The organism is Polaromonas sp. UC242_47 (genome assembly GCF_044452385.1).
Taxonomy (GTDB): Bacteria; Pseudomonadota; Gammaproteobacteria; order Burkholderiales; family Burkholderiaceae_C; genus Polaromonas.
Window position 1 is genome coordinate 822,796 of sequence record NZ_JBIOAO010000001.1, and the last position, 22,831, is coordinate 845,626.

Below are 22,831 nucleotides of genomic sequence, written 5' to 3' on the forward strand. Positions count from 1 at the left end.
AAGCTCAGCGCTGGTTTTATGACTTATTCACTCGACACCTTGAACTCCAGAAACTCTGCCGCCGCAGCCCCGGTGGGCGGCGTGAAACGCTTCGCACGTGAAGTCAGCCTGATCCTCGGCCTGCTCGCGCTGGTCTTCTGGCTAGTGGCCTTGATCAGTTATGCGCCGCAGGACGCGGCCTGGTCCACCACGGGCGGCAGCGAAGCCGTGATTCACAACTGGGGCGGGCGTTTGGGGGCGTGGCTGGCCGATGCCAGTTATTACCTGTTTGGTTTTTCCGTGTGGTGGGCCGTGGCGGTGGGCGTGCGCGCCTGGCTGGCTTCGCTGGCGCGTGGCTTGCGCGGTCAGCAGGTGCTTCGCACCGCGCTCAGTCGCACCAAATTCTGGTCCAGCCTGGCCTTGCTGCTGCTGGCCAGCACGGCGCTGGAGTGGTCGCGCTTGTACCGTTTTGAAGCCAAGCTGCCCGGCGATGCCGGCGGCGTGTTGGGTTATCTGGCCGGGCCGACCAGTATGAAGTGGCTGGGCTTCACCGGCTCAGGCCTGGTCTGGATTGCGGTCGGCGTGATTGCGGTGTCTGTGGTGTTTGCTTTTTCGTGGGCGCATGTCGCGCAGCGCCTAGGTGCCTGGCTGGACGAGCTGGTCGAGTCGCGCCGGGAAAAACGCGAGATTGCCGAAGACGTGGCCGTGGGCCGGGTTGCCGCGCGCCAGCGCGAAGTGACCCTGCAGGAAGAACGCATAGAGATCGAAGAACATCACCCGGTGCCGGTGCAGATCGAACCGACCTTGGTCGAGATTCCCAAAAGCGAGCGGGTGGCCAAGGAACGGCAAAAACCGCTGTTCAGCGAAATGCCCGACTCCAAGTTGCCGCAAGTGTCCCTGCTGGATGGCGCGTTGATACGGCAGGAGACCGTGGCGCCCGAGACATTGGAGATGACCTCGCGCCTGATCGAGAAAAAACTCAAGGATTTCGGCGTGGAAGTGCGGGTGGTGGCGGCGGCACCCGGCCCGGTCATCACACGTTACGAAATCGAGCCGGCCACCGGCGTCAAGGGTGCGCAAATTGTCAACCTGGCCAAGGACCTGGCGCGTGCGCTGAGCCTGGTGTCGATTCGTGTGATCGAAACCATTCCCGGCAAAAACTACATGGCGCTGGAGTTGCCCAACGCCAAACGCCAGTCCATCAAGCTCAGCGAAATTTTGGGCTCGCAGGTCTACAACGAAGCCAAGTCCATGCTGACGATCGGCCTGGGCAAGGACATCAGCGGCAGCCCGGTGGTGGCCGACCTGGCGAAGATGCCGCATTGCCTGGTCGCCGGCACCACCGGTTCAGGCAAGTCGGTGGGTATCAACGCCATGATTTTGAGCCTGCTCTACAAGGCCGATGCGCGCGACGTGCGCCTGCTGCTGATCGACCCCAAGATGCTGGAGATGAGTGTTTACGAAGGCATTCCGCACCTGCTGGCGCCCGTGGTCACCGACATGCGGCAGGCCGCACACGGCCTGAACTGGTGTGTGGCCGAGATGGAAAAGCGCTACAAACTGATGAGCAAGATGGGTGTGCGCAATCTGGCCGGTTACAACGTCAAGATCGACGAAGCCAAGGCCAAGGGCGAATTCATCTACAACCCCTTCAGCCTGACACCCGAGCAGCCCGAACCGCTGGAGCGCCTGCCTTACATCGTGGTGGTGATCGACGAACTGGCCGACCTGATGATGGTGGTTGGCAAGAAAATTGAAGAGCTGATTGCCCGCCTGGCGCAAAAAGCCCGTGCCGCCGGTATCCACCTGGTGCTGGCCACGCAGCGCCCCAGCGTGGACGTGATCACCGGCCTGATCAAGGCCAACATCCCGACCCGTTTGTCCTTCCAGGTCAGCAGCAAAATCGACAGCCGCACCATCCTGGACCAGATGGGTGCCGAAGCGCTGCTGGGCATGGGTGACATGTTGTACATGCCCAGTGGCACCGGTTTTCCGATTCGTGTACACGGCGCTTTTGTCAGCGACGACGAGGTGCATCGCGTGGTGGCTTATCTCAAGCAGCAGGGTGAACCCAATTACATCGACGGCGTGCTGGAAGGCGGCACGGTCGATGGCGACGGCGATTCGTTGGGAGATGGGGGCGGCAGCGGCGAGGGCGACAAGGACCCGATGTACGACCAGGCCGTGGAGATTGTGCTGAAAAACCGCAAGGCCTCAATCTCGCTGGTGCAGCGGCATCTGAAAATTGGTTACAACCGCGCCGCCCGCATGCTCGAAGAGATGGAAAAATCCGGCATGGTCAGCGCCATGTCGGGCAGCGGGCAACGCGAAATCCTGGTACCCGCTCGCGCCGAAGGATGAGCGAGCAGCCTTTACCGGCGCGATACCGAGTTCAGGCAACCAATCCCCGGCGCGGGAGTCCGACAGTCCTGTGTACCGCCTGGCCGCTTTGCCAAGCCAACCTTGAAAAAATCATGACCCCTATTTTTCCCTCCTTCAGCGCCAACCTCCCACGCTCTTTTACCGGCGCCCTGCGTGCGACGCTGGGAATCTGTGTTGCTGTTTTTTCTATAGCAGCCAGCGCCCAGGTGGCCACGGTCAGTGGCCTGGAAAGCCTGGAAGCTTTTGTCAAGAACACGAAAAGCGGGCGCGCTGCTTTCACCCAGGTGGTGACCAGCCCGCCACGCGACGGGCAAGCCGCCAAAACCAAAACCTCCAGTGGCAGTTTTGAGTTTTTGCGCCCCAACCGTTTCAAGTTTGTCTATAAAAAACCGTTTGAGCAAAGCATCGTGTCCGATGGCCAGACCTTGTGGTTGTACGACGTGGACCTGAACCAGGTCACCGCGCGCAAACTCACCCAGGTGCTGAGCGGCACGCCGGCCGCCGTGATTGCCGCAGCCGCGGACCTCAAGGCCTTGCAGGCCGATTTCACCCTGGCGCCGCAGCCCGCCAAGGACGGCCTCGAATGGGTCTTGGCCACGCCGAAAACCAAGGACGGCCAGGTGCAAAGCATCACCGTGGGTTTCCGCGAAAGCAGCAAGGGCAGCGAGCTGGCCGTGCTGGAAATTCTCGACAGTTTCGGCCAGCGTTCGGTCATGACCTTTAACAACTTTGAGGTCAACCCCGCCTTGGGCGCCGCCAGCTTTCAATTCAAGCCGCCGGCCGGTGCCGACGTGATCCGCCAGTAATGGCTGCGCATACCGAGTCACCGTTTGGCCAGGGCACGGAGGTCCGGGCAGGCGCGCCGCTGGCCGAACGGTTCAGGCCGCAAACCCTGGGTGAGGTGATCGGCCAGCAACATCTGCTGGGCGAAGACATGCCGTTGCGCATCGCCTTTGAATCGGGCCAGCCGCACAGCTGTATTTTGTGGGGGCCGCCCGGCGTCGGAAAAACCACGCTGGCGCGCCTGATGGCCAGCAGTTTTGACGCGCATTTCATCACCATCTCGGCGGTGCTGGGCGGCGTCAAGGACATCCGCGAAGCGGTCGAGCAGGCGAGCATCTGGCAGGCGCAAAGCGGCAAACGCACGATTGTGTTTGTCGACGAGGTGCACCGCTTCAACAAGTCCCAGCAGGATGCTTTTTTGCCGCATGTGGAAAGTGGCTTGTTCACCTTCATAGGTGCGACCACCGAGAACCCGTCGTTTGAAGTCAACTCCGCCTTGTTGTCACGCGCGGCCGTGTATGTGCTGCAACCGTTGGCGGAAGAAGATCTTAAGAGAATAATAGCCAAGGTCCTTTCGGAACGGGCGCTGATAGCTATTAAAAGCATAGCGACTGAAGCAATCGACAAACTCGTGGCCTATGCCGATGGCGATGCGCGGCGCCTGCTCAACACCCTGGAGTCCCTGGGGGTGGCGGCCCAGCGCGAAAAAAAGAGCGACGGCCTGGAGGTCACCGCGGCCTGGCTGCTCAAGGTCTTGGGCCAGCAACTGCGTCGTTATGACAAGGGTGGCGAGCAGTTTTACGACACCATCTCGGCGCTGCACAAATCGGTGCGTGGCTCAGACCCGGACGCTGCCCTTTATTGGCTGATACGTATGCTGGACGGCGGGGCCGAGCCCAAATACATGGCGCGGCGCCTGATACGCATGGCCAGCGAAGACATCGGTCTGGCCGACCCGCGCGCCTTGCGCCTGGCGCTGGACGCGGCCGAGGTTTACGAACGCCTGGGTTCACCCGAAGGTGAATTGGCGCTGGCCGAATGTGTGGTCTACCTGGCCGTGGCGCCCAAGTCCAACGCGGTCTACAAGGCGTTTAACGAGGCCAAGGCCTTCGTGAAAAAAGACGGCACACGACCGGTGCCGCTGCACCTGCGCAATGCACCGACCAAACTCATGAAAGAGTTGGACTACGGCAAAAACTACCGTTATGCGCACGACGAGGAAGACGGTTTTGCCGCCGGCGAAACCTATTTCCCCGACGGCATGGCCGCGCCCGATTTTTACCGGCCGGTGAACCGCGGACTCGAAATCCGGATCGCCGACAAGTTGAACGAGCTGAAGCTGAAAAACGCGCAAAAAAGCTGAGCCCAACCCGCCCCGCCGATCACGGCGGGTGGGTTAAAAATATATATTTTCTCAAGGGTAAACCCCGCAAAAACGAGGCTCCTGGCCCGATTCTCGCTAGAGAGCCGTGGCTACAATTTGCGAATTAGCTCGCCACCCAAGCCCAGCCAGTTTGCTGGTTTTGATAGGCGGGCTTTTTGTTAACTCGGGCGATCCCGTGGTAACCCCATTGGACGCAGCCAGGCCTGGTGCAAGGCAGAGTTGGCAACCTGAACTCAACGGGAGAGTGCGTCATGGAAGTTTTGCTTCAGCAGATCATCAATGGACTGGTCCTCGGCAGCATGTATGCCCTGGTCGCCCTGGGTTACACCATGGTCTACGGCATCATCAACCTGATCAACTTCGCGCACGGCGAAGTGTTGATGGTGGGCGCGCTGACCAGCTGGACCATCATCCGTTGGATGCAGGAAGCCATGCCCGGCACACCCGGCTGGGTGATTCTGCTGATCTCGCTGCTGATTGCTTTCGTCGTCTGCGGCGCACTCAACTTCGCGATCGAAAAAATAGCTTACCGGCCGCTGCGCAACTCGCCCAAGCTGGCGCCGCTGATCACCGCCATCGGCATGTCGCTGCTGCTGCAGACGCTGGCCATGATCATCTGGAAACCCAACTACAAACCTTATCCCACCTTGTTGCCGGCCGAGCCCTTCCAGGTGGGTGGCGCCGTGATCACCGTCACGCAGATTTTTATCCTGGGCGCGACCGTGGTTTCCTTGTCGGTGCTGATGTGGCTGGTGCACTACACCCGACTGGGCCGGGCCATGCGCGCCACGGCGGAAAACCCGCGCGTGGCGGCCCTGATGGGGGTCAAGCCCGACACCGTCATTTCAGCGACTTTCATCATAGGCGCCGTGCTGGCGGCGCTGGCCGGCGTGATGTACGCCTCCAACTACGGCACGGTGCAACACACCATGGGTTTTTTGCCCGGTCTCAAGGCCTTCACGGCCGCGGTGTTTGGCGGCATCGGCAACCTGGGCGGCGCAGTGTTGGGCGGTGTCCTGCTGGGGCTGATCGAGGCCATAGGCGGGGGTTACCTCAGCACCTGGACCGGCGGCGTGCTGGGCAGCCAGTACTCCGACATCTTTGCTTTTATCGTGCTGATTTTTGTGCTCACACTGCGGCCCTCGGGCCTGCTGGGTGAACGTGTGGCCGACCGCGCCTAGGAGCCCATGATGATGAAAAAACACAGACTCCTTTCTTTCCTGGTGGTGGCGCTGGCCCTGCTGGTGTTGCCGGTCTTGCTGCAGCAGGGCGGCAACGCCTGGGTGCGTATTGTCGACATGGCCTTGCTGTATGTCTTGCTGGCGCTGGGCCTGAACATCGTGGTGGGTTATGCCGGCCTGCTGGATCTGGGTTACGTCGCCTTTTTTGCCGTCGGCGCGTATATGTACGCGCTGCTCGGCTCGCCGCACCTGGCCAGTGCTTTTCCGGCGGTGGCGGCGGCTTTTCCGAACGGGCTGCATTTGCCGATCTGGGCGGTCATTCCGATGGCGGCCGGGGTGGCCGGTTTTTTTGGCATCCTCCTGGGTGCGCCCACCTTGAAGTTGCGCGGCGACTACCTGGCGATTGTGACCCTGGGTTTTGGTGAAATCATCCGTGTGTTCCTGAACAACCTGGACCGCCCGATCAACCTGACCAACGGGCCCAAAGGTATTAATCAGATCGACTCGATGAAGTTTTTTGGTTTCGACCTGGGCAAGAGCCACAGCTTTTTCGGCATCGAGGTGACCTCGGTCTCCATGTATTACTACCTGTTCCTGGCGCTGGTGATTGTGTCTGTGGTGATCTGCCACCGCCTGGAAAATTCACGCACCGGCCGTGCCTGGATGGCAATTCGCGAAGACGAAATCGCCGCCAAGGCCATGGGCATCAACACCCGCAACCTCAAACTGCTGGCCTTCGGCATGGGCGCCACCTTTGGCGGTGTGTCCGGCGCCATGTTTGCGGCCTTCCAGGGTTTTGTGTCGCCCGAGTCCTTCAGCCTGATGGAGTCGGTGATGATTGTGGCCATGGTGGTGCTGGGTGGCATCGGCCATTTGCCCGGTGTCATTCTGGGCGCCTTGCTGCTGGCCGCCTTGCCCGAGGTCTTGCGCCATGTGGCCGGGCCGCTGCAGGCCATGACAGGCGGGCGTCTGGACTCCGCCATCCTGCGCCAGTTGCTGATTGCGCTGGCCATGATTCTGGTCATGCTGTCGCGGCCGCGCGGGCTGTGGCCGGCACCCGATCACGGCAAGTCGCTGGCCAACGTGAACGTCAAATAAGGCATGGCCATGAGCGACACCATTCTCAAAGTCTCCGGGGTCTCCAAACGGTTTGGCGGCCTGCAAGCCCTCAGCGATGTGGGCATCCACATCGAGCGCGGCCAGGTCTACGGCCTGATTGGCCCCAACGGCGCCGGCAAGACCACATTTTTCAATGTCTTGACCGGCTTGTACACGCCAGACAGCGGCACCTTCGAGCTGGCCGGCAAGCCTTACAAACCGACCGCGGTGCACGAGGTGGCCAAGGCCGGTATTGCCCGTACCTTCCAGAACATCCGTCTGTTCGCCGACATGACCGCGCTGGAAAACGTCATGGTGGGCCGGCATATCCGCACCAAGTCCGGCTTGATAGGTGCGGTGTTGCGCACGCCCAGTTTCAAGGCCGAAGAAGCGGCGATTGCCAAACGTGCGCAGGAACTGCTGGACTACGTGGGCATAGGCAAATACGCCGACTTCAAGGCGCGCACCCTGAGTTACGGTGACCAGCGCCGCCTGGAAATCGCCCGTGCCCTGGCCACCGACCCGCAACTGATCGCCCTCGACGAACCCGCCGCCGGCATGAACGCCACCGAAAAAGTGCAGCTGCGCGAACTGATAGACCGGATTCGCAAGGACAACCGCACGATTTTGCTGATCGAACACGACGTCAGGCTGGTGATGGGGCTGTGTGACCGCGTCACCGTGCTTGATTACGGCAAGCAGATTGCCGAAGGTGCACCGGCCGAGGTCCAGAAAAACGAAGCCGTGATCAGTGCCTATCTCGGCACCGGTCATTGAAGGAATCAAGCAGCATGGCAAACACATTGCTTAAAGTGACGGGCCTCAAAGTGGCCTACGGTGGCATCAAGGCGGTCAAGGGCGTTGATTTTGAAGTGCATGAGGGCGAACTTGTCACCTTGATCGGCTCCAACGGCGCCGGTAAAACCACCACCATGAAAGCCATCACCGGCTCCTTGCCGATGGCCGACGGCGACATCGAGTACCTGGGCCACAGCATCAAGGGCAAAGGCGCCTGGGACCTGGTCCGGGACGGCCTGGCCATGGTGCCGGAAGGCCGCGGCGTGTTCACGCGCATGACGATTCTGGAAAACCTGCAGATGGGCGCTTACATCCGCAATGACAAACCGGAGATCGCGGCGGACATCGAAAAAATGTTCAGCATCTTCCCGCGTCTGCGCGAACGCAAGGACCAGCTGGCCGGCACCATGAGCGGCGGCGAGCAGCAGATGCTGGCCATGGCGCGGGCGCTGATGAGCCGGCCCCGGGTTCTGCTGCTGGACGAACCGTCCATGGGGCTCTCCCCCATCATGGTCGACAAGATTTTCGAGGTGGTGAAAGATGTGTCGGCGCGCGGCGTCACGGTTTTGCTGGTTGAGCAGAACGCCAGCCGTGCGCTGGGCATTGCCGACAGGGGTTATGTGATGGAGTCCGGCATCGTCACCATGAACGGGAATGCCAAGGACTTGCTGGACGATCCGCGGGTGCGGGCGGCTTATCTCGGGGAATGATTCCTTAAGATTTTTAGGTCCCTGGCCCTTATGGGTCGGGCGCAAGTAGCTATTGAATTAATAGCAAAAACCACGCATGCGCATAGCCGTTCGGGCTGAGCTTGTCGAAGCCGTCTCTGGTCCGACCGCCTGTGGTTTGGCCATCGTCTCTGCACACACCTTGCCTGAAGGTGCCCTTAGAGCCTGTCTACGATCTCGATGCGACCCCATGGAGATCGTAGACAGGCTCTTAGGTTGATAAGCACAGGACAATCAGGGCATGGGAAAAATGAAATCTTTTGGCATGGCGCTTAAAAAAACGCTGATGGCCGGCGTGGCAGGTTTCGTCGTCCTGGCAACCGCCAGCTGTAGTGGGCCGATTGAAAATCAGAAAACTGAAGTAAGAACTGAAGTAGACAACGACAAAAAAATCACCAGTGCCGCGTGGATGAATGCGGATTTCAGCCAGGCACTTGAAAATGCGGGTTCGACGGACTCTGTTGGCATTTTGATTGGAACAAAAGGCTACAAGGAAGGCGAAGAAATCAGTGTCACGATTGACGAGGTGGACGGCGAGGAAAAGGCCGTTGTCTTGAAGGGCAAGGTTCAAGCCGATGGTTTTGCAAGAATCCTGTTCGACTTGGCCGAGAAGAAAGGCAGCCCCCGAGATTTGTTGACTGGCGGCGATGAGGTTTCCCGGTTCACGCACAAAACGGTGCGGCCACCTCAACCGGGTCAGGAAAAGACCAGGAACGTATCCATACCGTCATCTGCCGGTTGATCCGCCAGCGATGCAAGCGGCTTGATGGGGTCTGCGCCATGAGCCGGTCGACTGGGGTCGCGGTGGATGTGCGCCGTATGCGCCAGGATGACCTGGCCAGCGTTGCCGCGATCCAGGCCACGGCCTACCCGCCCCATTTCCTGGAAGACGAGGCCACGCTGCGGGCCCGCCTGAACGGTTTTCCAGACACCGCCTGGGTGGCGCAAGGCCCCTCCGGTGTGTGCGCCTACCTGGTGGCTTACCGCTCGGTGCTGGGCAAGGTGACGCCGCTGGGCGCACATTTTGAGTCACCGCCTGGCGCCGACTGCCTTTACCTGCATGATCTGGCCGTCTCCGGCGCGGCGGCCGGCCAGGGGCTGGGCCCGCGCTTGGTTCAACATGCGCTGGACATGGCGCGGCGTGAAGGCCTGGCGTCGTCCGCGCTGGTGTCGGTCCAGGACTCGCAAGCTTTCTGGCGCCGCATGGCTTACCAGGTCCAGGTGCTGGACGACCCGCAGCAGCAGGCCCACCTGGCCACTTACCCCGGTGCCGGGGTTTACATGACGCAGGTATTTGCTATCAATTAGATAGCTTCTGGCGCCCGTTGCACCTGGGCACAGGGCCTAAAAGGCTTGCAGCTCTTTAGGCGCGTCAGTCGACGCGGGCGCCCGAGGCTTTCACGACTTTTTCGTACTTCGCCAGCTCGTTTTTCATGAAGGCGCCGAACTGTTCAGGTGAACTCGCCACCGGCTCGGCCATCAGCGTCGCAAAACGGGTTTTGGCTTCCGGCGAGTTGAGCGCGGCGACAAAGGCCTGGTTCAACTTGGCGACCACGTCTTTCGGCGTGCCGGCCGGGGCCACCAGACCCCACCAGGTGTCTATGGAAAATCCCTTGAGCATTTCGGCCACTGCCGGCACGTCGGGCAGCATGGGGCTGCGGGTCGCGGTGGTAACGGCCAGGGCCTTGAGTTTGCCGGCTTTGATGTTGGCCGAGGCCGTGGCCAGGTTGTCGAAGTTGAAGTCGACCTGACCGCTCAGCAGTGCCAATTGCGCCGGGTTGCCGCCGTTGTAGGGAATGTGCAGCGCATAAATGCCGGCCTGCGCCTTGAACATTTCGCCCGCCAGGTGGCCGGCGCTGCCGTTGCCGCCGCTGGCGTAATTGAGTTTGGCCGGATTCGCCTTGGCGTACTTGATCAGGTCGGCCAGGTTGTTGATGTGCAGGCGTTTGGCGGTGTCGGCATTCATCACCAGCACATTGGGCACACGCACCATTTGGGTGATGGGGGCGAAGTCGGTCGCCGCGTTGTAAGGCATCTTGCTGAACAGCCAGGGGTTGATGGCATGGGTGGCCACCGCTGCAATCCCCACGGTCAGGCCGTCGGGCGCGGCCTTGGCAATCGCATCGACACCGATGTTGCCGCCGGCGCCGGGTTTGTTTTCAATGATCACGGTGCCCAGCGAATCCTTGACACCTTCGGCCATCAGGCGTGCGGTCACGTCGATCGGGCCGCCCGGTGCATAAGGCACGATGATGCGCATGATTTTGGGCTGGGCCAGGGCCAAGGTGGAGGACAGGGCCAGCGCGACGGCGGCGGTGCCCAGAACGAGATGACGGCGGTTCATGCGACTTCCTTGTGTTTGTCAGCTTCGGTGGTGAAGGAGTCGGCATAAAACTCCTCCGGGGGTAATTGGGCTTGCGCGCTGTACTCGGCCCGGGCCGAATCCACCACGATGGGCGCGCCGCAGGCATAGACCTGGTAACCGGAGAGGTCGGGGAAATCTTCCAGCACGGACTTGTGCACAAAGCCGGTGCGGCCGGTCCAGTTGTCTTCGGGCAGGGCGTTGGAGATCACCGGCACATAACTCAGGTTGGGCATTTCCGCGACCTTGGTTTGCACCCAGTCGTTCATGTACAAATCGTCCGGGCGGCGGCCGCCCCAGTACAAGACGGCCGGGCGCGTGATGCCCTTGAACTGCATGTGTTCGATCAGCGCCTTGATGGGCGCAAAACCGGTACCCGAGGCCAGCAGCACCATGGGTTTGTCGCTGTCTTCACGCAGGAAGAAGCTGCCGTAAGGGCCTTCGATGCGCAGGATTTCTTTTTCTTTCATGGGGCCGAACACATGTTCGGTGAACTTGCCGCCCGGCATGTGGCGGATGTGTAATTCAACGCCCGGGTTCTCGGTCTGGGTGTGCGGGGCGTTGCCCATGGAGTAGGCCCGGCGGTCGCCGTCACGCAGCAAAAACTCGACATACTGGCCGGCGTGGTATTTGAAAACATCGCTGGCCGGCAGTTGCAGGCGCACCATCATCACGTCGTGCGAGGCGCGCGCCAGGGTGTTCACGCGGACCGGCATTTTTTTGATCGGGAAAGCGCTTTCATCGGTCACCTGGCGCGATTCCAGCACCAGGTCGCTGTGCGCGACGCCGCAGCAGGTCAGGATGAAACCGGCGGCTTCTTCCTCGTGTGACAGGGCTTTCAACTGGTGGGGGCCGTGGGTGACCGATCCTTCAATTTTTTTGCACTTGCACGAACCGCAGGCGCCGTCCTTGCAGCCATAAGGCATGCCTATGCCCTGGCGGATGGCGGCGGCCAGCAGCGCTTCGTCGGGATTGGCGGTGAACGAGCGGCCGCTGGGCAGCACGGTGACGTTAAAAGTCATATTGGGTATCCTCTGGCGTTGTCCTGTTTCATACGTTTGCTGTTTTGCAGCAGATGCCCCAATTTTGCCCTCAAACCTAAATCCCCTCGGCGCCCTGCCTTCGCGCTTTCGCCGCCAGCGCGTGTTAGTCATCGGTTGCGGTGACGTCGGCCTGCGTGTGGCGCGGCTGTTGCCGCCGCGTGTGCGGGTGCTGGCGCTGACCTCGTCGGCCGAGCGGGTCCCCTTGTTGCGGGCCCAGGGCGTGTTGCCGCTGGCCGGCAACCTGGACCAGCCGGCCACTCTGCGCCGGCTGGCCGGGCTGGCCACACGCGTGATCCACCTGGCGCCGCCGCCCGGCGACAAGCTGCCGGACTGGCGCCGCGACCCGCGCACCCTGGCCTTGCTGCGGGCCTTGCGTTTGCGCGGCCTGCCGCAGTCGCTGGTCTACGGCTCGACCAGCGGTGTGTATGGCGACTGCCAGGGCGATTGGGCGCCGGAAACCCGGCCCGTCAACCCGCACACGCCGCGCGCCTGGCGCCGTGTCGATGCCGAAGACCAGCTGCGCCTGTTTGGCCGCGCCAGCGGCGTGCCCGTGCATACCTTGCGCATTCCCGGCATTTACGCCCCCGATCGTGAAGGCGGCACGCCGCGCGGCCGTTTGCTCAAGGGCACGCCGGTGCTGGCAGCGCAGGACGACGTGTACACCAACCACATCCACGCCGACGACCTGGCGCGGGCCTGCCTGGCGGCACTGTGGCGCGGCAAGCCGCAGCGCAGCACCAATGCCAGCGACGACACCCAGCTCAAGATGGGCGATTATTTCGACCTCGCGGCCGACCTGTACGGGCTGCCGCGCCCGCCGCGTGTGGCACGCCACACCGCGCAGGATGAATTGCCGCTGGTGTTGCTGAGTTTCATGAGCGAGTCGCGCCGGCTGGACAACACGCGGCTCAAGCAGGAGTTGCGTATCCGCCTGCATTACCCGACGGTGGCCCAGGGTTTGCGCGCCTGAGGGTTCGTCCCGGCAAGGTGGGCTGCTATTAAAAAAGGAGCTTCTTGCGTCCGCCCCTCAAGGGCTGGAGGCTGATTTGACCTGAATTCTCAGATGCTGGACGGTTTTTTCAGCGTCAGCAGCCGGTCCTGGGCCCTGAGCACAATGGTTTTGACGGCGGCGCCCTGCAAGACCGTGAGCCGGATTTCGGCATCGGGCGCGGCCCGGTCCCAGAGTTTTTTGTAAAAGGCTTCCAGCGTGGCCACCGTGGTGCCGTCCACGGCCAGCACCACGTCACCGGCCTCCAGGCCGGCCAGTGCGGCCGGGCTGTCCCTGCTGACGCGCAGGATTTCGATACGCCCGCCCTGGTCGTTCGAGGCCACCCCCAGCCAAGGCCGGTGGCTTTGGCGGCTGGTGCCGGAGTGCTGCAGCTCGGCCAGGATGGGGCGCAGCAAATCCACAGGCACAAACATATTGCCGGGCAGCAGGCGGTTTTCACCGCTGGCGTCGGCGACCAGCAGCGAGCCTATGCCCAGCAACTCGCCTTTCTGGTTAAAGAGCGGCGCGCCGCTGTGGTTGCCGCCGCTGGCCTGTATCGGCGGGCTGGTGAACAAGGCCGTCTCGATGTGGTATTCCCAGCTGCCCGAAAATGCGCGTTTGCTGATCAGCCGGGTCATGCTGATGTCGCCATCGTTGTCGTCTTGCGGACCCGTCATGGCCACCAGCGGTTCGCCGGGCTGCAGTTCCCGGCTGTGGCCCAACGTGACGGCGCTGACCCCTGGCAGCGGCAGCAAGGGCCGCAGCAGCCCGAAGCCAGTCGCCAGGTCGTAGGCCACGGCGCGCGCCGGCAGGGTCTTGTTGTCCTGCGTGATGATTTGAATGTGTTCGGCTTCCAGCATCAGGTAACCGATGGTCAGGATCAGGCCGTCAGGCGCGATCACCACGCCCGAGCCGCTGCGTTGCTGGCCCAGGGTTTCGGCCGAGACGGCGTCTTCGTCGACCGTGACCTGAATACCGACCACCGCGGCGTTGGCCTTGGCCAGCGCGTTGATGATCACCTGCGCCGCGTCAGGCTGCAGGCTGGCCGCGTGGCTGCCCGTGAACCACAGCAGTGAAGCTGAAACCAGGGGGTAAAGCCAGCGACTGAGGGTAAGCATGACGGGCTCCCGACGCAGCAGAAAAAGCCGCGATTCAAGAATGCGCCTAATCGCAGGCCCTTGCAAGTACCCGGGGCAAATAGGCGCTTAACGCGTCAGGCGTGCATGCACCCAGTGCGCGGCGGCCAGCAGCCGGTGGTCGTCGCCATACGCGCCTACCAGTTGCAGGCCCACCGGCAAGCCGCTGGCGCCGCGCGCAAACGGCAGATGTACACAAGGCAGGCCCAGCAAGGTCCAACTGCGGCAAAACAGCGGGTCGCCGGTGTGCTCCAGCCCGGCGGGCGCTTCGCCGATGCTGCTGGGCGCCAGCAACACGTCGTATTGGGTGAACAGTGCTTGCACCTGCTGCCGCGCGCGGGCCGTGGCCAGCAGGTGGGCCGCATGGGTGTCACCGCTGATGGCCAGACCGTCCCTGATCAGGGCTTGCAGCGGCGTACTCGAGTTGCGCCCAATGGCGCAGGCGTTCAGCGCTCAGTGAACGTGCGGTTTCAAAGGCCTGCACGGCTTTTTGCAAGGCCACCAGGCCGGTGAGGCCGTCTGGCAGGTCCACAGGCGTACCGTGTCCGGCCAGCGCGGTTTCGGCCTGCGCCCAGGCGTGCCGGGTGTCGCGGTCGGCCAGAGGCCACTCCGGTGTTTTGCACCAGCCGATGCGCGGCGCCGCCGATGCTGCAAAGAGGCCGGGGTCGGCCAGCCGCGTATCGCCGGTGAGCACGGCGCCGAGAAGCGCGACGTCGCGCACGCTGCGCGCGAAACCGCCCACGGTGTCCAGCGTTTCCGACAGGCTTTTGACACCGGCCTTGGGCACACGGTTGTGGCTGGGTTTGTAGCCGACCACGCCGCAAAAAGCCGCCGGCCGGATCAGTGAGCCCGCGGTTTGTGTCCCCAGCGCCAGCGGCAACATATGATCGGCCACCGCGGCCGCCGAACCGCTGGAAGACCCGCCGGGCGTGTGGGCCAGGTGGTGGGGATTGCGCGTGATCCCCGGGTACATGTTCGCCAGCTCCGTCGTCACGGTTTTTCCCAGCAGCACCGCGCCGGCTTCGCGGCACAAGGCCACGGCGGCGGCATCGGCGCGCGGCTGCTGGCCGGCATAAATCGGCGAGCCGTAAGCGGTTGGCAAATCAACGGTGTCGAACAAATCCTTCACGCCAAACGGCAGGCCATGCAATAGCCCGCGCACGGGCCCGGCGTCAAGCACACGGGCCTGCGCCAGGGCCACATCGGCATCCAGTTGCACAAAGGCGTGGACCTGTGAATCCCGTTCAACGATACGGTCCAGGCAGGCACGCACCAGGTCCACCGCCTTGAGTTCGCGGCGGGCCAGTTGGGCCGCGGCTTGCCAGGCGTCGAGTCGGTGGAGTGGGGTGGTGCGGGCAGTGTCGGGCGAGTTCATGGATGGGTGATTCCGTAAGACGAGTGTGCTTTTCGCGGAGCGGAGGGGCCTTCGCCATGGTAAACCGCGCTGGACTGTGCGCGCTGGATGGCGGCCGGTTCAAGCAGACGGTCCCGCCCATTACCGGAGCGCATGGGACCGCGTTCAAATAGCATGCGTCAAGGCGACGTCCTTCCCCTACAGTGAGGCGTCCACGCATTTTTGAGGAATTTTCATGCACATCTGTGTGCTTGGTGCCGGCATCGCCGGACTGGCCACGGCCTGGCAACTCAGCCAGCAGGGTCATACGGTCAGCGTCATTGACCGGGGCCAGCCGGGCCACGGCGCCAGTGGCGGCAATGGGGCGCAACTCGAGTTACTCCTACGTGGCGCCGCTGGCCGATCCGTCGATCTGGAAACAACTGCCCACGCTGTTGTTCTCGCCTTCATCACCGCTGAAATTGAGGCCACGCCTTGATCCGCTGCAGTGGTATTGGGGCTTGTCTTTTTTGGCCGCCTGCAACAACACCACCGCGCACCGCACGACGGCCCGGCTGCTGGCGCTGGCGGCATCCAGCCGCAACGTGTTTGAAGCCATGAAGGCTGACGTGCAGCCTGACTGCGACTACTCCGCCACCGGCAAACTGGTGCTGTATGGGGATCGTGAAGGGCTGGAGGGCGCGCGCCGCCAGCTTGACTTGCAAAAAGCCCTGGGTAGCGTGCAGCAGATCGTTGGCCCCGAGGAATGTGTGGCCATCGAGCCGGCCCTGCATGGCTACCACCGGCAGATAGCCGGCGCGGTGTACACCCCCAGCGAATGTGCGGCCGACTGTTTCAAGGTTTGTACCGAACTGGCGCGTGTGCTGGCCAGCCGGGGTGTGCGTTTCCTGACGGGAACGGAGATCCTGGGCTTTGAGTTGCGCCAGGGGCAGGCGGCAGCCGTGTTGACCCAGGCCGGGGCGGTCGAAGCCGATGCGTTTGTGTTGGCGCTGGGTTCGGCCTCACATTACTTCGGCCGCCAGTTGGGCGTTTACCTGCCGGTTTATCCGCTCAAGGGATACAGCATCACGCTCGATACGGCGTCCGCGTCTGGCACGGCGCCGTCAGTGAGTGTGACCGACACGGCGCGCAAGGTGGTGTTTGCACGTATCGGCTCGCGCCTGCGTGTGGCCGGCATGGCGGAAATCGTGGGGCATGACACGCGTATCCCGGCTTCGCGTATCGCGACGCTGGTGCAAGCCACGCAGGCTGTGTTTCCGGACTGCAGCCGCTTCGACACGCTACAGCCCTGGACCGGCATGCGGCCGGCCACACCGACCGGCTTGCCGATTCTGGGCCGGCTGGCGCGCGCGCCGTCCAATGTGTTGTTCAACACGGGCCACGGGGCGTTGGGCTTCACGCTGGCCTTTGGTTCGGCGCTGGAAATCGGTCGCGCGGCAGAAGCCTTGCGTCGGCCTGGTGTGCCGCCATCGGCATCCCGCATGGCGAGTCAGCGCAAGGCGGAGATCGCCTCCCGCATGTAACGCAGCAACATGCGCACGGCCACCGAATCCGGTTGGTGCGCAAGGCGCAATGCCCGCACCGGGACGGGAATGCGCGGCTCCAGCGTGAGTACGTCCACCAGGCTGGCGTCGGCCGACAGCGCCGTGCAGTCATCTACCAGCGCCACACCCAGGCCATGGTGCGCCATGGCCAGGGCGGCGTGGTAGGTCTGGACCGTGACCACGCTTTGCAGGCCTATGCCCGCTTCACGGCAAGCCTGGCTGACACCCAGGCCGACCGGGTCGTGGCTGGCCAGTCCGATCAGGGGGATTTCGGTTAATTCGGCCAGAGCCACCGTCTTTTTGCGCACCGTGGCCTTGGGCAGCAGGCCGCGCGGTGCCACACACACCATGTGGCCGTCGGCCAGCGGCTCCTGGATCAGGCCGGGGTGCGGAACGGGGCTGAAGGCGAATCCCACGTCGGCTTCGCGCAGTAGCAGGGCACTCATGATCTGGGGTGAGTGCTGGGCTTCGACATGGATCGCCACGGAAGGGTATTTGGCGCGGAAAGCCTTCAGGGCGCGCGGCAGGATGTCGTAGGTCAGGGCCATCACGGTGACGATGCGTAGTTCGCTGAGGTCACTGGAGGTGCGCAGGCCGGCGGCCAGCCGGTCCACGTCATTGATCTGCGCGAACAGGCGTTCAATGTGTGGATACAGTGCTTGCGCCTCGGCGGTGGCCGTGAGCCGGCCCTTGTCGCGGCGGAACAGGGGAAAACCCAGATGGATTTCGGCGTGCTGCAAGGTGCGGCTGACGGCTGGCTGTGTCACGTTGATCAGGCGTGCGGCACCGCTGACGCTGCCGGTGAGCATGATGGCGTTGAAGACCTCGATGTGGCGTAAGCGCATGAATGGCCGTTCCTTGTTGCGGGAGCGCGATAAAAGCCGGAATCATATCTACACAGCTCATTACCTTTGGTAATGGACTGCAGCTTAAAAGGAATTACCGGGCTATTCATTCGCCCCCTACACTGATCTTTCATTGCCGGGCAAGGTCGACCTGCATACTGCATCCGTCCGCACCGTCGCACTTTTGATTCACAACAACGACTTAACCTCCATGCGTGTATTCAGCGGCTCCCTGGCGACGGAAACCAACACCTTCGGCCCCATGCCCACCGGCCTGGCCTCGTTCAAGGACAGGGGTTACTTCCCCGCCGGCCAGCATCCGGACCAGTTGACGGTTTTTGCCGGCCCCTTGTGGGTGGCACGCGAAGTTGGCGCCGCCAAGGGTTGGACCTTGGTCGAAGGCATGGTCGCCGGCGCACAACCCAGCGGCACCGTGACGCGCGAAGCCTACGAAACCCTGCGTGAGGAGCTGCTGGCCGATTTGCGCGCCGCCTTGCCCGTGGACATGGTGTTGCTGGGCCTGCATGGTGCCATGGTGGCCGAGGGGTATGACGATTGCGAGGGTGACTTGCTGCAGCGTGTGCGCGCCATCGTGGGGCCGGACGTGGTGGTAGGCGCCGAGCTGGACCCCCACGTGCACCTGACCCGCGAGATGGTGGGCAGTGCCGACATGCTGGTGGCTTTCAAGGAATATCCCCACACCGACATCGTTGAGCGGGCACGCGAGCTGGTGGACCTGTGTGAAGCCAAGGCGCAAGGCCGCATCCGTCCCGTGCACGCGGTGGCAGACTGCCACATGGTGGTGCCTATGCATACCACCCGTGATCCCGCGAAGTCTTTTGTGCAGCGTATTCAGGCGTTGGAGGGCAAAGACAGCGTGTTGTCCATCTCCATCGGTCACGGTTTCTCGTTGGGCGATGTGCCGGAGATGGGTTCCAAGGTGCTGGTGTATACCGACGGGGATCAGGCCAAGGCCAATGCGCTGGCCTTGCAACTGGCCCAGGAACTGATAGACATGCGCGAGCGCCTGGCCGTGCCTTACCCCGACGTCGACAGTGCGCTGGACCAAGCACTGGCTTTTGACGGCGGTCCGGTGGTGCTGGCCGACCGGGCCGACAATCCCGGCAGCGGTGCGGCCGGCGATTCAACATTCATTCTGCGTCGCCTGGTCGAACGCGGCATCGCCAACGCGGCCATCGGCCCGATCTGGGATCCGGTCGCCGTGCGAATTGCTTTTGAGGCCGGGGCTGGCTCGCGCCTGATGCTGCGCATAGGCGGCAAGATCAGCCCGATGTCGGGTGATCCCATGGATCTCGACTGCACGGTCAAGGCCTTGCACAGCGACCTGGTCATGACGGGGCTGGCCGGTGCGCCTACCCCCGTGGGCGATGCCGCGCTGGTCGAGGCGTGTGGCATCGAGATCCTGCTCATCACCTTGCGCAACCAGGCCATGGACACCGATGTGTTCACCCAGCTCGGTTGCGATCTGTCGGCAAAAAAAATCATCGTAGTGAAATCGGCCCAGCATTTTCACGCATCTTTCGCCAAGGTGGCCAAGCAGGTGGTTTACGTCGGTGCGCCGGGGGCCGCCACGCCGCATTTGTCCACTTTGCCTTATGGCAAGATCAGGCGCCCCATCTGGCCGCTGGACAACATCGCCACGCCGACGCTGGTCTGACGCAACCTCTTTTCCGATCCTTCTTGACTATGGAGTTTTCACCCATGAATCGACGTATTCCTGCCCGTTTGGCAACGATAGGTGTCTTGTTGCTTGGCACCCTGCTGGCCGGTACCGCGCCAGCGCAGACACCGCCCAAAACGCTGCGGTTTGTCGCTCACGCTGATCTGAAAATCCTGGACCCAACCTTTACCACTGCCTATATCACGCGCAACTTTGGTTACATGGTCTATGACACCTTGTTTGCCCAAGACGAAAAAGGCCAGCCCAAGCCGCAAATGGTGGAGAAGTACACCACGTCCAAAGACGGCAAAGAATGGTCCTTCACATTGCGCCCGGGCTTGAAGTTTTCTGACGGCAGCGCCGTCACCTCGGCCGATGCCGTGGCCTCGATCCAGCGTTGGAGCGCGCGTGATACCTTCGGCGGCGCCCTGAAGGCCGCCGGTGCCGAATGGGCCGTGGTCGATGCGCGCAGCTTCCGGCTCAAACTGAAAGAGCCGTTTGGCATGGTGCTGGATGCGCTGGCCAAGCCCTCGGGCTTTCCGCCGGTGGTGATGCCCGAGCGCATGGCCAAATTGCCCACCAGTTCGCCCATCAATGAAGTGCTGGGTTCCGGCCCCTTTGTCTTCAAGCGCGACGAATGGCGGCCTGGCAACAAGGTGGTCTTTGTCAAGAACCCCCATTACGTGGCACGCAGCGAGCCGGCCAGCGGCCTGGCCGGCAGCAAGAAAACGACCTTCGACCGCGTTGAATGGCTTTATCTGCCGGATGCCAACAGCTCTATCGCCGCGCTCAAAAAAGGCGAAGTGGACATCGTGGAGCAGGTGCCTCCCGACTACGTGACGCCATTGCGCACCGACTCCAACGTGAAGGTGATAGCCGGCAGCGCGCAGCAGGCTCAGTTGGTCATGAACCAGTTGCACCCACCGTTCAACAACCCCAAGGTGCGCCAGGCCTTGCTCAAGGCCGTGAGCCAGGAGCGTTTCAACGCTGCCATGGGTTACCCACTGGACATGCGCATGACTTATTGCGCCACCTATTTCATCTGCGGCAGTGTCAACGACACGCCGGCCGGCTCGGAAGCCTACCGCACGCCAGACGTGGCCAAGGCCAAGCAGATGCTGGCCGAGTCGGGTTACAAGGGCGAAAAAGTGGTGTTGCTGATGACCAGCGACGTGTCTTACCTGAACGCGCTGTCGCTGACCATGCTGCAGACCATGCGCAGCATAGGCCTCAACGTCGAAGGGCTGACCATGGACTGGTCGTCGATAGGCGCGCGGCGCGCCAAGCGGGATGCGCCTGAAGCCGGTGGCTGGAGTGCCTATGCCACGGTGGCCAACGAGTTCGCCATCAACAGCCCCATCACCAGCACTTACCTGAGCGCCTCCTGCGGCAATACCTTGCCTGGCTGGCCTTGCGACAAGGAACTGGACGAGTTGCGTGCTGCGTGGATACGGGAAGCGGTGCCGGCCAAGCGTCGTCAACTGCTGGAAACCTTCCAGCGCCGTGCCTATGAAGTCGTTCCTTATATCAATCTGGGGCAGTACTCGCCTGCAGTTGCAGCGCGCAAGGAAATCAAGGGCGCGGAAAAAATGTGGGGCGTCCCCAATGTCTGGATCATGGACAAATGATGGTTTCTGAACGTCAATCCGTCCGCCTGATTTTGCGCAGTATCTGCTCATGAACTACCTGATTCGCCGGCTGCTGGCGACCCTGCCGGTGATGGCCGTGGTGTCCCTGGTGGTGTTCCTGCTGATTCACCTGTCACCGGGTGATCCCGCCGCGCTGATTGCGGGCGACCTCGCCACCGGCGAGGACATCGCCAACCTGCGGGTGGCGCTCGGGCTGGACCAGCCGCTGTGGCGCCAATTTTTTCTGTGGGTGGGCCGGCTGCTGTCGGGTGACCTGGGCACATCCATCTTCACGCAGATTCCTGTCACGCAATTGCTGGCGCAACGCCTGGAGCCGACCCTGTCGATTGCGGCGCTGACCATGTCGCTGACGGTTTGTGTCGCCGTGCCGCTGGGCACGCTGGCCGCCTACCGTGCCGGCACCTGGGTCGACCGCTTGGTGATGGTGTTCGCCGTGCTGGCATTTTCGGTGCCGGTGTTCCTGGTCGGTTACGTGATGATCTACACCTTTGCCATCCAGATTCCGTTGTTCCCGGTGCAGGGTTATACCCCCCTGTCGGAAGGTGTGGGACCGTGGCTCACCGGTCTGGTGCTGCCTTGCGTCAACCTGGCGCTGGTCTACATTGCGCTGATCACCCGCATGACCCGGGCCACCGTGCTTGAAGTGCTGCAGGAAGACTACATCCGGACGGCGCGCGCCAAGGGATTGGGTGTATTGCCGGTGCTGGGCCATGCCTTGCGCAATGCTGCCATTCCGATTGCGACCACGGTGGGCGTCGGCATTGCGCTGATGATAGGTGGCGTGGTGGTGACGGAAACCGTGTTCGCGATTTCCGGCATTGGGCGCCTGGTCATCGATTCAGTCCAGACCCACGACTACCCCGTGATCCAGAGCGTGTTGCTCCTGTCGGCCGGGGTTTACGTCCTGATCAATCTGCTGATCGACCTGAGTTACCGCCTGTTTGATCCCCGCATCCAGTATTGACGCCACCCTTTCCGGAACCCTTCATGTCCTCTACCTTGACCGCCCCTGTGGTGTCGGCTGCGGCGCCCGCGGCTGACGCCCCCTTTGTGCCAGGACGCTGGCGCTGGGTCCGCAAAAATCCGACGCTGATTCTCGGTGCGCTGCTGCTGATCGTGGTGGCCGTCATTGCGATCGCCGCGCCCTGGCTTGCCACGCACGACCCGCAAAACATCGATCCGATGCTGCGCATGAAACCACCCTCGGCCGAGTATTACTTCGGCACCGATGCCCTGGGGCGCGACGTGTTCAGTCGCGCCGTGTGGGGCGGCCAGGTGTCACTGATTGTGGGCATCTCCGTGGCCTTGCTGTCCATGGTGGTGGGTGTGGTGCTGGGCCTGGTTTCCGGCTTTGTGCGCTGGAGCGACGGCATCATCATGCGGGTGATGGACGGGCTCATGGCGATTCCCGGCATCTTGCTGGCGATTGCGTTGATGGCCGTCACACGTGCCAGCCTCACCACGGTGATTGTGGCCATCACCGTCCCGGAAATTCCACGCGTGGTGCGGCTGGTCCGCTCGCTGGCGCTCACCTTGCGCGAGCAGCTTTACGTGGAAGCGGCACACGCGGTGGGGACCCGTCTGCCGGTGATTTTGTGGCGCCACATCCTGCCCAACATTGTTGCGCCGCTGGTGGTGCAAGCCACCTTTGTCGCGGCCTCCGCCGTGTTGACCGAAGCCACGCTGTCCTTCCTGGGGGTGGGTGTACCCGGACAGACGCCCAGCTGGGGCAACATGATGGCCGAGGGTCGCAACTTCGTGGCCGTGGCGTTTCACATCATCTTGTACCCCGGCATCCTGCTGGCACTGACGGTGCTGGCCATCAACATGTTGGGCGACGGCTTGCGCGATGCGCTGGACCCGCGCCTGGCGCGCCGGTTGTGATGCAGGCGAGAA

Annotated in this window: 18 protein-coding genes and 2 pseudogenes; 15 read left to right on the forward strand and 5 right to left on the reverse strand. The window is 62.6% G+C overall.

The window, feature by feature from the left end; translation table 11 throughout:
- Positions 1–18 precede the first annotated feature (18 nt).
- From ACHMXK_RS04020 to ACHMXK_RS04060, 9 genes are all read left to right on the forward strand, one after another.
- Complete coding sequence (locus tag ACHMXK_RS04020; protein WP_397437901.1) at positions 19–2,340, forward strand: DNA translocase FtsK; 2,322 nt, start codon at positions 19–21, stop codon at positions 2,338–2,340.
- Positions 2,341–2,453: 113 nt separating this feature from the next.
- Complete coding sequence (gene lolA / locus ACHMXK_RS04025; protein WP_397437903.1) at positions 2,454–3,167, forward strand: outer membrane lipoprotein chaperone LolA; 714 nt, start codon at positions 2,454–2,456, stop codon at positions 3,165–3,167.
- Complete coding sequence (locus ACHMXK_RS04030; protein ID WP_397437905.1) at positions 3,167–4,507, forward strand: replication-associated recombination protein A; 1,341 nt, start codon at positions 3,167–3,169, stop codon at positions 4,505–4,507. Before lolA ends, ACHMXK_RS04030 begins: the two co-directional genes overlap by 1 nt.
- Before the next feature lie 272 nt (positions 4,508–4,779).
- Positions 4,780–5,709 carry a branched-chain amino acid ABC transporter permease gene (locus ACHMXK_RS04035; RefSeq protein ID WP_397437907.1) on the forward strand — a complete coding sequence of 310 codons (930 nt, stop codon included), beginning with the start codon at positions 4,780–4,782 and terminating at the stop codon, positions 5,707–5,709.
- Positions 5,710–5,721: 12 nt separating this feature from the next.
- Positions 5,722–6,807: an ABC transporter ATP-binding protein gene (locus ACHMXK_RS04040; protein WP_397442436.1), complete on the forward strand. Its 1,086-nt coding sequence runs from the start codon at positions 5,722–5,724 to the stop codon at positions 6,805–6,807.
- A gap of 9 nt (positions 6,808–6,816) precedes the next feature.
- Positions 6,817–7,584: an ABC transporter ATP-binding protein gene (locus tag ACHMXK_RS04045; protein WP_397437909.1), complete on the forward strand. Its 768-nt coding sequence runs from the start codon at positions 6,817–6,819 to the stop codon at positions 7,582–7,584.
- Between the two features lie 14 nt (positions 7,585–7,598).
- Positions 7,599–8,315 carry an ABC transporter ATP-binding protein gene (locus tag ACHMXK_RS04050; protein WP_397437911.1) on the forward strand — a complete coding sequence of 239 codons (717 nt, stop codon included), beginning with the start codon at positions 7,599–7,601 and terminating at the stop codon, positions 8,313–8,315.
- Between the two features lie 259 nt (positions 8,316–8,574).
- Positions 8,575–9,075, forward strand: coding sequence for a hypothetical protein (locus ACHMXK_RS04055; protein WP_397437913.1), 501 nt, complete (start codon positions 8,575–8,577; stop codon positions 9,073–9,075).
- A 38-nt stretch (positions 9,076–9,113) separates the two neighbouring features.
- Entirely contained in the window at positions 9,114–9,641 is a 528-nt protein-coding gene (locus ACHMXK_RS04060; RefSeq protein ID WP_397437915.1) for a GNAT family N-acetyltransferase, read from the forward strand.
- A gap of 64 nt (positions 9,642–9,705) precedes the next feature.
- On the opposite strand, the gene ACHMXK_RS04065 is transcribed toward ACHMXK_RS04060, so the two are convergent.
- The gene (locus ACHMXK_RS04065; RefSeq protein WP_397437917.1) at positions 9,706–10,677 is read right to left on the reverse strand and encodes a Bug family tripartite tricarboxylate transporter substrate binding protein; all 972 of its coding nucleotides are present in this window, start codon (positions 10,675–10,677) and stop codon (positions 9,706–9,708) included.
- Entirely contained in the window at positions 10,674–11,717 is a 1,044-nt protein-coding gene (locus ACHMXK_RS04070; RefSeq protein ID WP_397437919.1) for a CDP-6-deoxy-delta-3,4-glucoseen reductase, read from the reverse strand. The genes ACHMXK_RS04065 and ACHMXK_RS04070 overlap by 4 nt, the downstream gene beginning before the upstream one ends.
- A gap of 64 nt (positions 11,718–11,781) precedes the next feature.
- Between ACHMXK_RS04070 and ACHMXK_RS04075 the strand changes: the two genes are divergently transcribed.
- A complete protein-coding gene (locus ACHMXK_RS04075; protein ID WP_397437921.1) occupies positions 11,782–12,708 on the forward strand; it encodes an NAD-dependent epimerase/dehydratase family protein in 927 nt (308 codons plus the stop codon).
- A gap of 89 nt (positions 12,709–12,797) precedes the next feature.
- On the opposite strand, the gene ACHMXK_RS04080 is transcribed toward ACHMXK_RS04075, so the two are convergent.
- Positions 12,798–13,844, reverse strand: coding sequence for a trypsin-like peptidase domain-containing protein (locus tag ACHMXK_RS04080; protein ID WP_397437923.1), 1,047 nt, complete (start codon positions 13,842–13,844; stop codon positions 12,798–12,800).
- A gap of 87 nt (positions 13,845–13,931) precedes the next feature.
- Positions 13,932–15,237 (reverse strand): annotated as a pseudogene (locus tag ACHMXK_RS04085) (amidase).
- Positions 15,238–15,451: 214 nt separating this feature from the next.
- Between ACHMXK_RS04085 and ACHMXK_RS04090 the strand changes: the two are divergent.
- Positions 15,452–16,739 (forward strand): annotated as a pseudogene (locus ACHMXK_RS04090) (D-amino acid dehydrogenase).
- Here ACHMXK_RS04090 and ACHMXK_RS04095 read toward each other — a convergent pair.
- Positions 16,706–17,605, reverse strand: coding sequence for a LysR family transcriptional regulator (locus tag ACHMXK_RS04095; RefSeq protein WP_397437925.1), 900 nt, complete (start codon positions 17,603–17,605; stop codon positions 16,706–16,708). The pseudogene ACHMXK_RS04090 and the gene ACHMXK_RS04095 sit on opposite strands and share 34 nt — an antisense overlap.
- A 211-nt stretch (positions 17,606–17,816) precedes the next feature.
- Between ACHMXK_RS04095 and ACHMXK_RS04100 the strand changes: the two genes are divergently transcribed.
- The 4 genes from ACHMXK_RS04100 to ACHMXK_RS04115 are packed head-to-tail and all read left to right on the forward strand — an operon-like array spanning position 17,817 to position 22,819.
- Positions 17,817–19,283 carry a M81 family metallopeptidase gene (locus ACHMXK_RS04100; protein WP_397437927.1) on the forward strand — a complete coding sequence of 489 codons (1,467 nt, stop codon included), beginning with the start codon at positions 17,817–17,819 and terminating at the stop codon, positions 19,281–19,283.
- A 44-nt stretch (positions 19,284–19,327) separates the two neighbouring features.
- The gene (locus ACHMXK_RS04105; RefSeq protein ID WP_397437928.1) at positions 19,328–20,914 is read left to right on the forward strand and encodes an ABC transporter substrate-binding protein; all 1,587 of its coding nucleotides are present in this window, start codon (positions 19,328–19,330) and stop codon (positions 20,912–20,914) included.
- 49 nt (positions 20,915–20,963) lie between these two features.
- Positions 20,964–21,899 (forward strand): ABC transporter permease, encoded by a 936-nt coding sequence (locus ACHMXK_RS04110; RefSeq protein ID WP_397437929.1) that lies wholly within the window; start codon positions 20,964–20,966, stop codon positions 21,897–21,899.
- A gap of 23 nt (positions 21,900–21,922) precedes the next feature.
- A complete protein-coding gene (locus tag ACHMXK_RS04115; protein ID WP_397437931.1) occupies positions 21,923–22,819 on the forward strand; it encodes an ABC transporter permease in 897 nt (298 codons plus the stop codon).
- The last annotated feature ends 12 nt before the right edge of the window (positions 22,820–22,831 follow it).

What these genes read in the sequence shown, in the direction of transcription:
- ACHMXK_RS04105 (WP_397437928.1), top strand. Translation starts at nt 19,328, where the DNA reads ATGAATCGACGTATTCCTGCCCGTTTGGCAACGATAGGTGTCTTGTTG.
- ACHMXK_RS04110 (WP_397437929.1), top strand. Translation starts at nt 20,964, where the DNA reads ATGAACTACCTGATTCGCCGGCTGCTGGCGACCCTGCCGGTGATGGCC.
- ACHMXK_RS04030 (WP_397437905.1), top strand. Translation starts at nt 3,167, where the DNA reads ATGGCTGCGCATACCGAGTCACCGTTTGGCCAGGGCACGGAGGTCCGG.
- ACHMXK_RS04055 (WP_397437913.1), top strand. Translation starts at nt 8,575, where the DNA reads ATGGGAAAAATGAAATCTTTTGGCATGGCGCTTAAAAAAACGCTGATG.
- ACHMXK_RS04035 (WP_397437907.1), top strand. Translation starts at nt 4,780, where the DNA reads ATGGAAGTTTTGCTTCAGCAGATCATCAATGGACTGGTCCTCGGCAGC.
- ACHMXK_RS04040 (WP_397442436.1), top strand. Translation starts at nt 5,722, where the DNA reads ATGAAAAAACACAGACTCCTTTCTTTCCTGGTGGTGGCGCTGGCCCTG.
- ACHMXK_RS04100 (WP_397437927.1), top strand. Translation starts at nt 17,817, where the DNA reads ATGCGTGTATTCAGCGGCTCCCTGGCGACGGAAACCAACACCTTCGGC.
- ACHMXK_RS04065 (WP_397437917.1), bottom strand. Translation starts at nt 10,677, where the DNA reads ATGAACCGCCGTCATCTCGTTCTGGGCACCGCCGCCGTCGCGCTGGCC.
- lolA (WP_397437903.1), top strand. Translation starts at nt 2,454, where the DNA reads ATGACCCCTATTTTTCCCTCCTTCAGCGCCAACCTCCCACGCTCTTTT.
- ACHMXK_RS04050 (WP_397437911.1), top strand. Translation starts at nt 7,599, where the DNA reads ATGGCAAACACATTGCTTAAAGTGACGGGCCTCAAAGTGGCCTACGGT.
- ACHMXK_RS04045 (WP_397437909.1), top strand. Translation starts at nt 6,817, where the DNA reads ATGAGCGACACCATTCTCAAAGTCTCCGGGGTCTCCAAACGGTTTGGC.
- ACHMXK_RS04095 (WP_397437925.1), bottom strand. Translation starts at nt 17,605, where the DNA reads ATGCGCTTACGCCACATCGAGGTCTTCAACGCCATCATGCTCACCGGC.
- ACHMXK_RS04070 (WP_397437919.1), bottom strand. Translation starts at nt 11,717, where the DNA reads ATGACTTTTAACGTCACCGTGCTGCCCAGCGGCCGCTCGTTCACCGCC.
- ACHMXK_RS04060 (WP_397437915.1), top strand. Translation starts at nt 9,114, where the DNA reads ATGAGCCGGTCGACTGGGGTCGCGGTGGATGTGCGCCGTATGCGCCAG.
- ACHMXK_RS04080 (WP_397437923.1), bottom strand. Translation starts at nt 13,844, where the DNA reads ATGCTTACCCTCAGTCGCTGGCTTTACCCCCTGGTTTCAGCTTCACTG.
- ACHMXK_RS04020 (WP_397437901.1), top strand. Translation starts at nt 19, where the DNA reads ATGACTTATTCACTCGACACCTTGAACTCCAGAAACTCTGCCGCCGCA.
- ACHMXK_RS04115 (WP_397437931.1), top strand. Translation starts at nt 21,923, where the DNA reads ATGTCCTCTACCTTGACCGCCCCTGTGGTGTCGGCTGCGGCGCCCGCG.